The sequence below is a fragment of the Marinomonas sp. ef1 genome, assembly GCF_002806845.1.
Lineage (GTDB): Bacteria > Pseudomonadota > Gammaproteobacteria > Pseudomonadales > Marinomonadaceae > Marinomonas > Marinomonas polaris.
Genome location: NZ_NHTT01000002.1, coordinates 141963 through 155938 on the forward strand (window position 1 = coordinate 141963; position 13976 = coordinate 155938).

General features: G+C 44.4%; 16 protein-coding genes. 9 read left to right on the plus strand and 7 right to left on the minus strand.

Going from position 1 to position 13976, the window contains the following annotated elements:
• Nucleotides 1–10 precede the first annotated feature (10 nt).
• Complete coding sequence (locus CCS02_RS03100) at nt 11–1393, minus strand: NAD-dependent succinate-semialdehyde dehydrogenase (protein ID WP_100187808.1); 1383 nt, start codon at nt 1391–1393, stop codon at nt 11–13.
• 567 nt (nt 1394–1960) lie between these two features.
• Between CCS02_RS03100 and CCS02_RS03105 the strand changes: the two genes are divergently transcribed.
• Together CCS02_RS03105 and CCS02_RS03110 are read left to right on the plus strand one after the other, a co-directional pair.
• Complete coding sequence (locus CCS02_RS03105) at nt 1961–2260, plus strand: DUF4398 domain-containing protein (protein ID WP_100635738.1); 300 nt, start codon at nt 1961–1963, stop codon at nt 2258–2260.
• On the plus strand, nt 2257–3192 hold the full coding sequence (locus tag CCS02_RS03110; RefSeq protein WP_100635740.1) for an OmpA family protein: 936 nt from the start codon (nt 2257–2259) through the stop codon (nt 3190–3192). The genes CCS02_RS03105 and CCS02_RS03110 overlap by 4 nt, the downstream gene beginning before the upstream one ends.
• A gap of 39 nt (nt 3193–3231) precedes the next feature.
• Here CCS02_RS03110 and CCS02_RS22120 read toward each other — a convergent pair whose 3' ends face one another.
• Complete coding sequence (locus CCS02_RS22120; protein ID WP_157807967.1) at nt 3232–3408, minus strand: hypothetical protein; 177 nt, start codon at nt 3406–3408, stop codon at nt 3232–3234.
• Here CCS02_RS22120 and CCS02_RS03115 point away from each other — a divergent pair.
• From CCS02_RS03115 to CCS02_RS03135, 5 genes are all read left to right on the plus strand, one after another.
• Nucleotides 3402–4808: a YfcC family protein gene (locus CCS02_RS03115; RefSeq protein WP_100635743.1), complete on the plus strand. Its 1407-nt coding sequence runs from the start codon at nt 3402–3404 to the stop codon at nt 4806–4808. The two genes, CCS02_RS22120 and CCS02_RS03115, sit on opposite strands and share 7 nt — an antisense overlap.
• Nucleotides 4809–4923: 115 nt before the next feature.
• Nucleotides 4924–6165, plus strand: coding sequence for an arginine deiminase (locus CCS02_RS03120; protein WP_072842264.1), 1242 nt, complete (start codon nt 4924–4926; stop codon nt 6163–6165).
• 179 nt (nt 6166–6344) lie between these two features.
• Nucleotides 6345–7346 (plus strand): ornithine carbamoyltransferase, encoded by a 1002-nt coding sequence (gene argF / locus CCS02_RS03125; RefSeq protein ID WP_100187811.1) that lies wholly within the window; start codon nt 6345–6347, stop codon nt 7344–7346.
• A 65-nt stretch (nt 7347–7411) separates the two neighbouring features.
• Entirely contained in the window at nt 7412–8341 is a 930-nt protein-coding gene (arcC, locus tag CCS02_RS03130) for a carbamate kinase (protein WP_100187812.1), read from the plus strand.
• Between the two features lie 50 nt (nt 8342–8391).
• Nucleotides 8392–8679 (plus strand): coiled coil domain-containing protein, encoded by a 288-nt coding sequence (locus tag CCS02_RS03135; RefSeq protein ID WP_100635744.1) that lies wholly within the window; start codon nt 8392–8394, stop codon nt 8677–8679.
• A gap of 96 nt (nt 8680–8775) precedes the next feature.
• Here CCS02_RS03135 and CCS02_RS22325 read toward each other — a convergent pair whose 3' ends face one another.
• The 3 genes from CCS02_RS22325 to CCS02_RS03145 form a co-directional block, all read right to left on the minus strand.
• The gene (locus CCS02_RS22325) at nt 8776–9606 is read right to left on the minus strand and encodes a PQQ-dependent sugar dehydrogenase (RefSeq protein WP_232728806.1); all 831 of its coding nucleotides are present in this window, start codon (nt 9604–9606) and stop codon (nt 8776–8778) included.
• A 22-nt stretch (nt 9607–9628) separates the two neighbouring features.
• Complete coding sequence (locus CCS02_RS22330) at nt 9629–10108, minus strand: hypothetical protein (protein WP_232728807.1); 480 nt, start codon at nt 10106–10108, stop codon at nt 9629–9631.
• Between the two features lie 125 nt (nt 10109–10233).
• Nucleotides 10234–11127 carry a cation diffusion facilitator family transporter gene (locus CCS02_RS03145; RefSeq protein ID WP_100635747.1) on the minus strand — a complete coding sequence of 298 codons (894 nt, stop codon included), beginning with the start codon at nt 11125–11127 and terminating at the stop codon, nt 10234–10236.
• A 901-nt stretch (nt 11128–12028) separates the two neighbouring features.
• On the opposite strand from CCS02_RS03145, the gene CCS02_RS03150 reads away from it, so the two are divergent.
• Nucleotides 12029–12418: a type II toxin-antitoxin system RelE/ParE family toxin gene (locus CCS02_RS03150; RefSeq protein WP_198515322.1), complete on the plus strand. Its 390-nt coding sequence runs from the start codon at nt 12029–12031 to the stop codon at nt 12416–12418.
• A 20-nt stretch (nt 12419–12438) separates the two neighbouring features.
• Here the strand turns inward: CCS02_RS03150 and CCS02_RS03155 are convergent, their stop codons facing one another.
• Complete coding sequence (locus tag CCS02_RS03155; RefSeq protein ID WP_198515323.1) at nt 12439–12780, minus strand: helix-turn-helix domain-containing protein; 342 nt, start codon at nt 12778–12780, stop codon at nt 12439–12441.
• A gap of 124 nt (nt 12781–12904) precedes the next feature.
• Between CCS02_RS03155 and CCS02_RS22455 the strand changes: the two genes are divergently transcribed.
• Nucleotides 12905–13030 (plus strand): KilA-N domain-containing protein, encoded by a 126-nt coding sequence (locus CCS02_RS22455; protein WP_100635964.1) that lies wholly within the window; start codon nt 12905–12907, stop codon nt 13028–13030.
• 247 nt (nt 13031–13277) lie between these two features.
• Here CCS02_RS22455 and CCS02_RS03165 read toward each other — a convergent pair whose 3' ends face one another.
• Entirely contained in the window at nt 13278–13829 is a 552-nt protein-coding gene (locus tag CCS02_RS03165; protein WP_100635749.1) for a stationary phase growth adaptation protein, read from the minus strand.
• Between the last annotated feature and the right edge of the window lie 147 nt (nt 13830–13976).

Here is a 13976-nt window from a genome sequence, read left to right on the forward strand (position 1 = left end):
GACGAGATCCTTATTCTGGAGCATCGAGAGTGGCTAGTCGCACTAATTTTTTGTTAACAAATTCCTGAATTCCCATGTTGCCGAGTTCACGTCCGTAACCCGAATTCTTAATACCACCGAAAGGTAATTCTGCATCCGTCCAGTCGATGTTGTTGATGAACATCATGCCGGTTTCAACTTGGCTGGCGACACGTTTGCCACGTTCGATGTCTTTGGTGTAAACCGAACCGCCAAGACCGAAGTCAGAGTCGTTTGCCAGCGCAATCGCTTCGTTTTCGTTTTTCACGCGGAAAAACATCGCAACTGGGCCAAAGAATTCATCACGGTATGCTGGGTTGTCTGGTGTGATATCGGTGAGAATAGTGGGCTGCATGAAAGCGCCTTTTTGATCGAAGCGTTGGCCACCGATCAGTACTTTTGCACCATGCTCGACTGCGGCATCCACTTGCTTGAGCAAACCGATTAACGCGGATTCAGTAGACAAAGGGCCAAGGGTGGTTTTGGGGTCCATTGGGTCGCCAGGTTTGAGTGCGCTAAGTGCAGCCTGAAATTTATCCAGAAATTTGTCGGCTAATTCTTCGATAACGATAAAGCGTTTTGCTGCGCAACAGGTTTGGCCTGCGTTGTACATGCGCCCCCATACTGCCCATTTGACGGCTTTTTCTAGATCGGCATCTTCAAGGACGATAAACGCATCACTGCCACCTAATTCCATGGACGATACTTTAAGGTGATGACCTGCACTAGATGCAACCGCGCTGCCAGCTGGGACGCTACCGGTTAGCGCGACGCCTTTTATACGAGGATCACCAATTAGATTGTTGGCTTGTTCGTGAGAGATAAATAAATTGGTATACAAGCCTGCAGGAGCGCCAGCTTCTGTCAATAATTCATCAAAGGCAACGGCGCATTGCGGTACGCAGGCCGCATGTTTGATCAAGATGACGTTGCCAGCCATGAGATGCGGGCCAGCGACTCGCGCTAATTGATAGTAAGGAAAGTTCCAAGGTTCAACACAAAGGATCAAGCCAATCGGGCTGCTTTCCATGTACGCTTCGCCGCGAGTTGGGTCGAGTTTGACTGGGGCAAGAAAGCGTTCTGCGTTTTCTGCGTAATACGCCATGATTCGGGCGCTGAATTCGACCTCGCCACGGGCTTCGTCGATTCGTTTACCCATCTCAAGTGTTGCTTTTTTGGCGAATTCATCCGCACGGGCATGCAGTATCTCTCCCGCTTTGGCGATGATAACGGCACGCTCGTCGTAGCTTTTATTACGCCAGATTTGATAACACTCAGCGGCGGTTGCCATTTTATCTTCAAGTTCTTTATCGCTGATATTCTCAAAGGATTTTTGAATCTTGCCATCGTAAGGGTTAACACTTTGGTAATTCATGGTGAAGCATTCCTTATGTTTGATTTAGTCAGCTGATGCTGGTGGTCAAATGATTTGTTGCTAGAGCCTATTCTTCTTAATTTATTTCGTCAGTGCGTTTGCGTACACAGTGCATTTATATGCACTTTGTTTTTTATAGAGTGGGTTATTGTGTAAATATTTTAGTGGGAATATTTTGATGCTCTATTAGTTATTAATATTTTTTATTAATTTAATTTTTATGAGGTATTTTCTATCGGATGATTTTTTCTTTGTGTGTTGGCGTACATACAGGGGGCAAAAAATTGATGTAAATTGATTGAGTTGTATTTAATTTTTTAAAAAGAGATTTTTAATAATTAAAGTATGTGCCTGAGTTCTAGTTCGAAGTTCGACAGTTTTTAATTGTTTTTATTTCAACACCCTCATAGCTCATCAGAGCATGCTTAAGGGATTTAAGAGGACATAATTTATGAGTCAAATTATGAAAGGATTGTTTTTTTCATCGTGTCGTCATGCGCTTAAAAGCTCATCTGTGGTGGCGGTAGTTGTCTTACGACAGCCTGTTCGAATAATCCACAGCCCAAGATGTACGGCGCTTTACAAGCCGCAGAAACGGCCATTGCCGATGCAGATAGGAATGGCGTTAACGGTTATCCATCACCTGAACTAGTTGAAGCACGAAATAAGCTACAGCAAGCACGGGCAGCAATAGAAATGGAGCAAATGCCTTTAGCCGTTTACTTAGCGCAAGAGTCTCAAGTAAATGCCGAGTTAGCATCCGCCAAAGCGACCTTGATTAAAGAGCAGCAGGTGAATGATGAAATAAAAGAGGGCATTGAGGTCTTGAAACAAGAAATGGATCGCAATATGGGAGCGGGCTCATGAGTGCATTAAATATTCGATTTTATCAAGTGGCTGGTATGGCATCCTTGCTTGTACTGTCTGGTTGTTCTGCGCCAGCATCTAAGCCAGAGGGCGCGGATAACGTACGTGCCAAGTTAATTCATTTGCAAATAGATTCTCAGCTGACTCAATCTGCGCCGTTAGAATTTAACGACGCTGAACAAGCATTGCTGTCTGCAGAACAGCCAAGAAAGGATGAAGTACTAGGTCGTCATCTTGTAATGGTTGCAGATCGTAAGGTCGATATTGCTGAAGCACGGGCAAAAAGTCGCCTGTTGGTTTTAGAACGCAAGCAGCTTAGTCAGCAGCGTAACGAGGCCAAATTAGCGGCAAGAGATCGCGAAGTGAATATGGCGCGTAATGATGCAATGCAGTCTAAAGCCGATGCGGAAAAGCTGCGTATGGAAGCCAATGCAGAGCACAATCGTAGTCAAGAATTTCAGCGACAACTTGGAATGCTAAATGCAAAAGCGACCAATCGCGGCATGATCATGACGTTAGGGGATTTGTCTTTCGCTACGGGCAAAGCTCAGTTGCAACCGAGTGTGCTGGTTGATCTCGATAAGTTAGTTGTATTCCTCAATAAGTATGAAGATCGCAGCATTGTGATAGAGGGTAACACCGACAGCGTTGGCAGCGAGGCGCTTAATCTTAAATTGTCCCAACATAGAGCTTCAGCAGTCAGAGATTATTTAGTTGGCAAAGGCATTAATTCTGGTCGTTTAACTGTGGTAGCGAATGGTGAGGGTAATCCATTAGATACCAATGATTCTAAAATTGGGCGTCAGCATAATCGTCGAGTAGATATTGTCATTTCGAATACCGAAATGTCTAGACCTGCTGCTATTCTAAATGGTTTAACTATTAATTCAGTGGAATTTCCAGCGGATATATTAAAAGAAAATAAAGAATAGTAATTTCAAAGGTAAGCATCTTGATAATGGAGATTATTGTCAAGGTGCTTTTTTGTTATCTAATAAAAATGTGACCACCATCAGTTTTTCAGAATGTTTTAATTGCCTTTTTAATTTAATAAAAGCATGGTTTGTATCGTGTTTTTGAATGTTCAATTTGTGGTTTTTATTTTTTAAAAAAGTACCCGTATTTTCACAGGATGTTAATGATGACATTTAAATTTCCAACAGCTTATACCATTTTGTTTTTGCTGATTGCCTTGGTGGCAGCAGGTACTTGGGTTGTGCCCGCAGGCCAATACGAACGTGTTGAAAATGTAACGCTAGGTAAGGAAGTGCCTGTACCGGGTACGTATCAGCAAGTGGACTCTGACCCACAAGGTGTGGTGGATGTTTTCCTTGCGCCTATTGCGGGTTTTTATAATCCAGACAGTTACGAAGCTGCCGCCATTGATGTGGCTTTGTTCGTGTTAATTATTGGTGGATTTCTAGGTGTCGTCACCAAAACAGGCGCGATTGATACGGGGATTTCACGCGCAATGGTGAAGCTGAAAGGCCATGAAAAATGGATGATTCCGATTCTGATGGCGCTGTTTGCTATCGGCGGCAGCACCTATGGAATGGCGGAAGAATCGCTGGCATTTTATGCCTTGTTGATTCCAGTGATGATCGCCGCAGGTTACGACTCTGTAGTGGTGGTGGGCATTATTTTGTTGGGTGCTGGCATAGGAACGCTTGGTTCCACCATTAATCCGTTTGCGACCGTTATCGCCGCTAATGCTGCCGATATTCCCTTCACGCAAGGCATGGTTTTACGCTTCTTTATTTTACTAACGGGATGGTTAGCATGTGTCGTGTATGTGATGCGCTATGCGGCAAAAATTAAACAAAACCCAGAATTGTCTATTGTGGCGGATCATAAAGCGGACATCGAAGCGCAATTTTGTAAAAAAGTTCATACCGATGGCGAGGCTATGCTGACGCTGAATCAGAAGTTTGTCTTGGTGGTTTTTGCTTTAACCTTTGCGGTGATGATTTGGGGGGTGTCGAGCCAAGGCTGGTGGATGGCAAAAATGGGCGCGCTCTTTATTGCTTCGTCTGTGCTGATCGGTTTTGTTACTTGGATGGGTGAAAAAACCTTCACGGAAGTCTTTATTAATGGCGCACGAGATCTATTAGGTGTCGCCATCATCATTGGTATTGCTCGTGGCATAGTCGTCATCATGGACGCAGGTCACATGACAGATACCATTTTGCATTTGGGCGAACAAAGCCTAAGCGGTTTGTCGAATGTGATGTTTATCAACGTGATGTTTGGTATTGAAGTGTTGATGTCATTCTTTGTTCCTTCTTCGTCTGGTTTGGCGGTGTTAACTATGCCGATCATGGCGCCGCTGGCTGATTTCTCTGGCGTGGGCCGAGAATTGGTGGTGACGGCGTACCAGTCTGCCAATGGTTTAGTGAATTTATTTAATCCTACTTTTGCTGTGGTGATGGGTGGGCTTGCTATTGCGAAAGTCCCTTATGAAAGATGGCTGCGCTTCATTTGGCCGCTGCTGTTAATCCTTTGTCTCATCATTATGGGCTCTCTCAGTGTTATCGCATTAATTGAATAAGCCGTTACCTATTCGGCTATGTGAATCAATACATAAAACTAAATAAAGCACATTTTCACCTATCAATAGTCGTGAGACGTTCTCATTAGTGCGTTCTCACTAAAAGGAAAAAACTATGATCGAATTTGGCGTTCACTCCGAAGTTGGCAAACTGCGTAAAGTTATCGTTTGCCGTCCGGGTCTTGCTCATTCTCGTCTTACTCCCGGCAATGCCGCGGAATTGTTGTACGACGATGTGTTATGGGTTCAGCAGGCACGTACCGACCACATGGACTTTTGCATGAAAATGGAAAGTCGTGGCGTAAAAGTGCTGGAATTTGGTCAATTATTAGAAGAAACCGTGCGCGATAAAGGCGCTCGAAATTGGATTCTTGACCGCCGCATTAGCGAAAATCAAGTGGGCGTTGGCATGTTAAATGAGTTGCGCAGCTGGCTTGATGATATGTCTGCCGAGCAATTAGCCATTTACTTGATTGGCGGGATTTCCGTTCACGAATTGCCTTTTAAGCCTCATGGCATGTTTGGTAATTATCTCGGTGGTGATGGTTTTGTTATTCCTCCACTTCCTAATACTCAGTTTCCACGTGATAACAGCAGTTGGATCTATAACGGCGTCACAGTCAATCCAATGTTTTGGCCAGCACGTCGACCAGAAACCTTGTTGGTCACCGCGGTGTATCGTTTCCATCCCGAATTTGCGCCAGCCTTTAACAATGGCGATTTCAAAATCTGGTGGGGCGATCCAGATCAGGATCATGGTCCAGCCACCGCAGAAGGCGGCGATGTCATGGCGTGGGGCAATGGCAGCGTGTTAATCGGTATGGGTGAACGTACTTCACCTCAAGCCGTTGGACAAATTGCCAAACGATTGTTCGAGCAAGGTGCAGCTACCCGTGTGATAGCTTGCCAAATGCCACGTTCTCGATCTGCTATGCACCTTGATACTGTATTCAGTCATTGTGATCGCGACGTTGTAACCGCCTTTACCGATGTTTGTGATGAGATCCAATGCTACAGCCTGCGGCCAGGTGATCACGCTGGACAAATTGATTTCCGTAAAGAAAAGAAACACCTATTTGAACTCGCAGCGGACTGCTTAGGCATCAAAAAACTCAACGTCGTGCAAACTGGTGGCGACCATTATCAGAAAGAACGCGAGCAATGGGACGATGGCAACAACGTTATCGCGCTGGAGCCTGGTGTTGTCGTCGCTTATGACAGAAATACCTACACCAATACCTTGCTTCGCAAAGCGGGCGTGGAAGTGATTACCGTGAGCGGGGCAGAGCTAGGCCGAGGCCGAGGCGGCGGTCATTGTATGACGTGTCCGGTGTGGCGTGATCCTGTCTCTTATTAATGATGCTTCTTAATTCATGAACGCTACGCTCGTTAATACATGGTTAAAAGTAGATTCGTCTACTTTTGCCTTGTCTCTTTCTAAGTAGGTATTAGTGCTCGCTACGTCATGATGCTGCAGTTTTTTTCGTCATCAGTAGTTGTGGGTATTTTTTAATCAATAAGATATAAGGTGTAAATATTTTGTTTAATTTACGAAATAAGAATTTTTTAAAATTGTTGGATTTTAGCCAGCGAGATGTGAGTTTTTTGTTGGATTTGTCTCGCGATTTAAAGCGTGCGAAGTACTCAGGCATGGAACAGCAGGGCTTGAAGGGTAAAAACATCTGTCTGATTTTTGAGAAGTCCTCGACTCGTACCTTGTGTGCATTTGAAGTGGCGTCGTTTGATCAAGGCGCACAGATCACCTATTTAGGCCCTTCTGGTTCGCAAATCGGTAAGAAAGAATCCATGAAAGATACAGCTCGCGTGTTGGGTCGTATGTTTGATGCGATTGAATATCGTGGCTTTGGTCAGGATGTTGTAGAAGAGCTAGCGAAATACGCTGGTGTGCCAGTCTATAACGGTTTAACCGACGAATTTCATCCAACACAAATGTTGGCGGATTTGCTCACTATGCGCGAGCACAGCGGCAAACCGTTGAATAAAATCAGCTATGCCTTTGTTGGCGATGCTCATTCCAATATGGGGCATTCATTGATGATTGCGGGCTGCTTAATGGGTATGGATGTGCGTATTGCTGCGCCTAAATCCTTATGGCCGAGCGACGAGTTCTTAAAACCTGCACGAGAATTAGAAAAACGCTATGGCGCGACACTTACTATTACCGAAGATGTAAACGCCGCAGTGAAAGACTGTGATTTTATTCATACGGATGTGTGGGTTTCTATGGGCGAGCCTGACTCTGTTTGGGAAGAGCGCATCAAATTACTCACGCCTTACCGTGTAAATAGCGATTTGATGAAGGCGACTGGCAACAGCAACACCAAGTTTATGCATTGCTTACCCGCTTTTCATAATCGGGACACCGACGTGGGCGAAGAGATCTTCCAAAAATTCGGCATTGAAGAAATGGAAGTATCCGACGAAGTGTTTGAATCGGAAGCAGGTATTCAGTTCGAGCAAGCGGAGAATCGCTTACATACGATTAAAGCCATGTTGGTCGCCACTTTGGGTCATTAACATTCAAGACTACTGCACTCGTAACGACTTGACAGGAAATGACGTCTAATTAAAAGGACTGGAATATGAGAATTGTAGTGGCTTTGGGTGGTAACGCCTTGTTAAAACGTGGCGAGCCATTAACGGCACAAGCCCAGCGCGAGAATATTAAAATCGCAGCGCAAGCCTTAGCAAAAATAGCCATCAATAATGAGCTAATTATCACTCATGGTAATGGCCCTCAAGTCGGTTTATTGGCACTGCAAGGCAACGCCTATAAGCCGGATGAGCTTTATCCTCTGGATGTTCTCGGTGCCGAAACCGAGGGCATGATTGGTTACATGATAGAACAAGAAATGGGCAACCTTGTTCCCGCTGAACGGCCATTGGCAACACTATTAACCATGATAGAAGTCGATCCGAAAGACCCCGCGTTTAAGAATCCCGCCAAGTTTATTGGCCCCGTTTACGAAGAAGCGGAAGCCAATAAACTCGCCAAAGACAACAACTGGACGATAAAACCAGACGGAAAAAAATGGCGTCGAGTCGTGGCTTCGCCCTTGCCAAAGCGCATTTTTGAAATTCGTCCGATTCGTTGGTTATTAGAAAAAAACACCATCGTTATTGCCAGTGGCGGCGGAGGCATTCCTACTATGTATGACGCGGATCATTCTCTAAAAGGCGTCGAAGCCGTGATAGATAAAGACTTATCCAGCGAACTACTCGCGCGGGAACTGGGGGCCGATTTATACATCATGGCGACTGATGTTCAGGCGGTGTACCTGGACTGGGCGACGCCACAACAGCGTGGCATTAAAAGCATAAATCCTATCGATCTCGCCAACTACGACTTCGCTACTGGTTCCATGGGACCGAAAGTTAACGCTGCTCGACAGTTTGCCGAGAAGACCGGCAAAGTCGCCGCCATTGGATCATTAGAAGAGCTTGAATCAATCGTTAAAGGCACCGCAGGTACACGAGTGAGCAAGCTGGTTGGACCAATGGAAAGGTATTAGCAACTATTGTAAAAACAGTAATTAAATGTTTTTAAAAAAAGGATCAGACAATGAACATGAAAGAAGCTTACCAAAAAAAACTCCAAGCACAATTAGACGAGTGGAGCGCAGAAATTGATTTGCTCAAAGCAAAAGCCCGCAGTTCAGAAGCTGACGCGCAAATTGAGTACTCGAAACAAATCGAGGAGCTGCATGCGATGCGAGAATCGGCCAAGCGAAAAATTACCGAACTGAAAGAAGCCAACGACGATGCATGGGAGGATCTAAAAGCAGGTATGGACAGTGCGTGGAACTCGCTCAGCAAAGCGGTGAAATCGGCTAGCTCTAAATTTAAATAAATAGAGCGGCAAGAGGAATATCGATGTTTGTTTTGTGGTCGAATGTCAGAGCAAAGTTTGTCTGACATTCGAGTGTTGATAAATAAATGTTGAGTCTTAGTTTTTGCTCACTCGCCAAATTGTATTACCCACATCATCCGCTACTAATAATGCGCCAGTTTTATCAATGGTTACGCCAACCGGTCTACCATAGGCATCGCCATCTTCACTAAGAAAGCCAGTTACGACATCGATTGGATCAGCGGAAGGTTGTCCATTAACAAAGGGAACGAAAACAACCTTATAGCCGCTCGGTGGGCGACGATTCCATGAACCATGTTCGCCGATAAACATACCATTGCTGAACGTTGAGGGTAGGCTAGTTCCGGTAGATGAAGTTAAACCGAGAGGCGCCACGTGTGAGCCTAGCGCGTAATCTGGCGCAATGGCTGTCGCGACAAGATCAGGACGTTGCGGTTGAATTCGGGTATCAATATGTTGCCCGTAATAACTGTACGGCCAGCCATAAAATCCGCCATCGATTACCGAGGTTAAATAATCTGGCACTAGGTCATTACCCAGTTCGTCGCGCTCGTTAACTACCGTCCACAATTTCCCTGTAGTAGGCTCCCACGCCATACCATTTGGGTTGCGCAAACCGCTGGCAAAGACCCGAGAGGCGCCAGAGTTAATATCCACTTGCCAAATCGCCGCGCGCTTTGCTTCCGCTTCCATGCCGTTTTCGCCGACATTACTGTTAGAACCAACGCTGACATAAAGCTTAGTACCATCGGCACTGGCGAGAATGTTTTTCGTCCAATGATGATTGATAGGGCCTGCAGGCAAGTCTATTAGCTTGTTTCCAGGTGTTGTAATTTGCTTGTCACCCGTGTGATATGGAAAACCTAAAATTGCATCTGAATCAGCGACATACAAAGTATTACCCACTAAGGCGATGCCAAAAGGGGAGTTAAGGTTTTAAAAATACAGTTTGAATATCAGCAACGCCATCGCCAGTGCTATCGCGTAGTAGAGTGATGCGATTAGCGCTTGGTACAGCTGCTCCAACGCGCTTCATGACCAATCCCATCACCCAACCTTTCAATCCTTTGTTGCCATCTGGTTTGGCCGGAGCGTTAGTTTCGGCAACAAGCACATCGCCATTGGGCAAAACATACAACCAACGAGGGTGGTCTAATCCTTTGGCAAACAGGTTTACCTGTGTGCCTTTAACAGTTACTGGCGTTTTATCAGCAGGCCATCCTATCGCCGGCGCAATTTTTAACGTCGGTATCAAGTCGTGCTCTGGTTCAGGTAACGTTGGGTTTGCACCTACGCCAAAATTTTCTGGATGGGGGGATTTTTCAGCGCAGCCATTAATCGACAATGCTCCGATAACAAGTACCGCAGAAGCAGCAAATCTATTATTTATGAGCAATAAATCTTTCATTATTTTTTCCTGACGAAAATGGTATGCAGGGATGGCATGACTGCCATGGTTACGAGCGAAGCCAAAGAGTAAAAGTAAACACACCCTTTGGCACTGGGCTCGATATAGAAATGCTAAATCATACTTCAGTGCGGACGCTCTAACGAGCAATGTGCTTCGTCTGCTTCGCTTTCTATTTGGATCGTAGCATGTTCTATCGAGAACTCATCGTGTAGATGATGTTGGATTTGATGCAGGAAACCTTCCTGTGTGCTGCCTTTCATCACCAAGTGCACGGTTAAGGCCACTTCTGTGGTGCTTAACGGCCAAACGTGTAGATCGTGAATACGGGCGACGTCTGGCAAGTTTTCTAGGTACTTTTTCAGTGCCAGCATGTCAATTTTGTCTGGCACAGCATCTAATGTGTAGTTCATGGAATCTTTTAGTAGATTCCATGTGCCTATGAAAATCACCGCGACAATCAATAGACTGATAACAGGATCGACCCACAACCAGCCTTTCCACCAAATGAGTGCACCAGCAATCACCACACCTAAAGACACCGCCGCATCGGCCGCCATGTGCAAGAATGCGCCTTTGATGTTTAAGTCGTGCTGATGACCTCCCATAAACAAGAGTGCGGTGGCCGTATTTATCACCACACCAATCGCAGCCACTACCATCATGGTAATACTTGCAACAGGCGCGGGTTCTGAGAATCGCGCTATCGCTTCCCAAGCAATAATCCCCAATGCCGCCAATAGCATGGCAGCACTGATCAGAGAAGCCACCACAGTCACTTTACGAAGACCATAAGTACGTTTTTCGGTCGCGGCTTTTTTGGCTAATACACTTGCGCCCCAAGCGAGCAATAAACTCAGCACATCGCTTAAGTTGTGTCCGGCATCGGCAATCAGCGCGAGTGAATCAGCCGCAAAACCATAAATAAACTCGACCGTTGTAAAAAAGACATTGAGAACAATGCCGATGGCAAACGCACGATTGTAATTACTAACATGGTGACTGTGATCGTGGCTCATAGATCCTCTTACTTAAAACAAATAAAGCAAATAAAACAGAATTCCTTTTCTAACTTACAGGATAGCGAGAGTTGAGGAAATCGTTTGTACATTAAATTCACCAGCCACGACATACGCAAACTCGCCCGCGACAGCCGGTAAGGCAAAAGGGATAGATCGACTGTGCTTTCTTGTAATGAAAAGAGGGGAAGGCACTCAACCACGAACGGGGCGGACTGTACAAGCGCTACATGCACACCCATTCGAGAGAACAGATGCGCAAAGCGTTGGAGGGATAAAAAAATAATCCCTTATATTAATGTTTTTGAGGCACTTATAAGTGCTTGATAAGTTTGGGAACCTTTATGCTGGTGTCTTTATTTACGGGAACATTAATATACTTATCAATTACTTACGGGTTTTTTGCCTTTCTTCCTTGTATCTAGGCAGCTAAGATTAATCAAATACATACGAAATTGTGGTTTAAGTTCCAAGTTGACGAGTAAGTCAAACTTTTATTGGTTATTATATTTCTATATTCATTTAGCCGATGGGCTTATTTGGGTGTTCTAAATTGGATTTTTATAGAGAGGTTAATATGAAAAAGACATAAAAAAGCCGCTTATTTAGCGCAACTAAACAAGCGGCTTCGATGTGCAACCTTGCTCGACAAAGCAATCAGCACTTGCTGAGACAGGCTCAACCTATAGAAATTAGATCGTAGCGTACTTAGGCTGGGATCTCAAGAACCTGTTAATGCCATCGAAGCCTTTTCATTAATCTGTACGTTATAGAGGTAATATCTATGATGAGGTTACAGTACATCCTTGAAAAGGCAGTTGAGGTGCTTTTGCTTCTCAATGAGCTAGTGGATAGCGTAACCATCTTGATCTATTCGCTGGGTTAGGTGGTTTCTGTTTAGGTGTTAAAAGCCGCCGTTCGTGCGGCGGCTTTTCTAGGGACAATAATGAAGGTTTTTAGATTTGTTAATGCCGCAGCGAAACGTGAATTTGGTAAGTTACCAAAAGATATACAGTTACTCTTTGCTACGAGTTTAAATGCTGTCGCTCAGGATCAAGATCCGTTAGTTAATTTCAAACATATTGCTGATAGCGTTGGAAAGGGCGCGATAGAGCTTATAGAGAATGGTAGTCCAGCTTATCGGGCTGTTTATTGTGCAAAATTTGGAGACACTATTTTTTTGCTTCATTCTTTTGTGAAAACGACAAACGGCGTTGATAAAAAGGCTATGAATACCGTTAAGAAACGTTACAAAGATATGATGGATATTGTTAAAAAAGAGAGTTTATAACGCTCTCTTTTGTCATGAAATCATGCTTCGTTTAATGACCGTGTAGTGCATTCGAAAATGGGAGCCTGATTATCCTGCAGTTTCAGCGTTGGTTTAATCGTATAACCAACTTTCGCAAGAAAACCAATGAGTTTATCAGAAGAGAATTTGTCTACTTTGCCTCTTGTTAGCTCACTTACTCTAGGTTGAGTGATGCCCAAGTTAGCCATTATATCCGCTTGTTTCCAGCCTTTTGATTGGAAGTAGTTTCTAAGCACAAGCATCATATCTGCACGGAACTCGAGGTCAGCAGCTTCCGCTGGATCATCTGCAATTGCATCAAAAATGTTTGTATATTGTAATTTTTCCATGGCAGTGCTCACTGTAAGTTCATTCGAAGCAAGTTGAGTATCTTGTTTTATACGAAATAACGTATAAATGATGATAGGCTTAGTTTACATATGCGTCAATACATATTGCAGTATGCATTTGTTTTGAGTCTAGCTAATAAAGTCAGTACGTGGTGGAGCAAATAGAAGAACCTATGTTTGCAAGGAACTGGTTTACGCTTATGCCATGTGGATCTGTCCCAAGTTCAACTTGCAAGTGGCCCGAGCCTTTGACCGAGCTTAAACTCATCAATGACTTCGCCAAATCCTTAGGCCGCCACTTTGGGGAAGGTAGTTGATAAATAAAGTTTACGTGTATAAACTACAAATATTGACAGAGATGTCATGTATGGGTGCAGCAGAGTGAGTAACATCACACATCCGGCTACCGTAAAAGGTCGAGGGCAACCCGGTAAAGGCTTTCTGAATATCGGGCATAGGCTCAAAATTTGAATCAATGCTCGACGGAACCCGCTTTTAAGCGGGTTTTGTTATTTCTGGGGTTTGGGAGGTGGCTGTCCGAACCTAAGATTCTTTGCAATGTTGAAAAAGTTTACCTTATTTAGCTTGGGCATCACCTTCTCAGGATAAGCACTGGTAATGTGTATCCTCATTAATTTTTTCTCTCGGTACATCTTAAAGGGCACGAAATAGATTACTTGCCCTTCTTCCTCCGTGTTGATTGTGACAGATGCATAGCTACCGTAACCTGCGTGCCCTATGCGGGTTTTCTTATCTCCAAATGCATCAACAATTCGCCTCAAGTACTTTTTTGAGAGTTCGTATCTTACAAAACAAAATGGTCTGCTTTCTTTTCGAGCGTGGTACATCAAGCTCGCTTTTTCCTCTTCTGTTTGATGAGAATAGTCTTTTGCAAAGCAGTGGAACGAATAGGAAACCATAAATGTGTAGGTCTCTTTTTTTCCGTTTCTGATATCAGAATATGACGCTTCATGGGCGTCAAGGTGACTAAGATCGTATTCTTGTCCGCTTGAATCGGTAAATGGCTTCCATTTATCTACCTCGTCAATCTTTCTCCGCATTCCTTGCCTCAATTTATCAATAGTAGTGCTAAATAATATACCTTTGGCTGGTTATAAATTCCATATTGAGGCGGGAGGGGCTGGACTTCTCAGGCATTAAATAAGCGCCTCATTTCTGGTGGCAAAATCAGAAACTCTTCCCGTTAC

Bases quoted from the DNA above. Each gene is read 5' to 3' on its own strand.
- CCS02_RS03100 (WP_100187808.1), bottom strand. From the start codon at position 1,393: ATGAATTACCAAAGTGTTAACCCTTACGATGGCAAGATTCAAAAATCC.
- CCS02_RS03105 (WP_100635738.1), top strand. From the start codon at position 1,961: ATGTACGGCGCTTTACAAGCCGCAGAAACGGCCATTGCCGATGCAGAT.
- CCS02_RS03110 (WP_100635740.1), top strand. From the start codon at position 2,257: ATGAGTGCATTAAATATTCGATTTTATCAAGTGGCTGGTATGGCATCC.
- CCS02_RS03115 (WP_100635743.1), top strand. From the start codon at position 3,402: ATGACATTTAAATTTCCAACAGCTTATACCATTTTGTTTTTGCTGATT.
- CCS02_RS22120 (WP_157807967.1), bottom strand. From the start codon at position 3,408: ATGTCATCATTAACATCCTGTGAAAATACGGGTACTTTTTTAAAAAAT.
- CCS02_RS03120 (WP_072842264.1), top strand. From the start codon at position 4,924: ATGATCGAATTTGGCGTTCACTCCGAAGTTGGCAAACTGCGTAAAGTT.
- arcC (WP_100187812.1), top strand. From the start codon at position 7,412: ATGAGAATTGTAGTGGCTTTGGGTGGTAACGCCTTGTTAAAACGTGGC.
- CCS02_RS03135 (WP_100635744.1), top strand. From the start codon at position 8,392: ATGAACATGAAAGAAGCTTACCAAAAAAAACTCCAAGCACAATTAGAC.
- CCS02_RS22330 (WP_232728807.1), bottom strand. From the start codon at position 10,108: ATGAAAGATTTATTGCTCATAAATAATAGATTTGCTGCTTCTGCGGTA.
- CCS02_RS03145 (WP_100635747.1), bottom strand. From the start codon at position 11,127: ATGAGCCACGATCACAGTCACCATGTTAGTAATTACAATCGTGCGTTT.
- CCS02_RS03165 (WP_100635749.1), bottom strand. From the start codon at position 13,829: ATGCGGAGAAAGATTGACGAGGTAGATAAATGGAAGCCATTTACCGAT.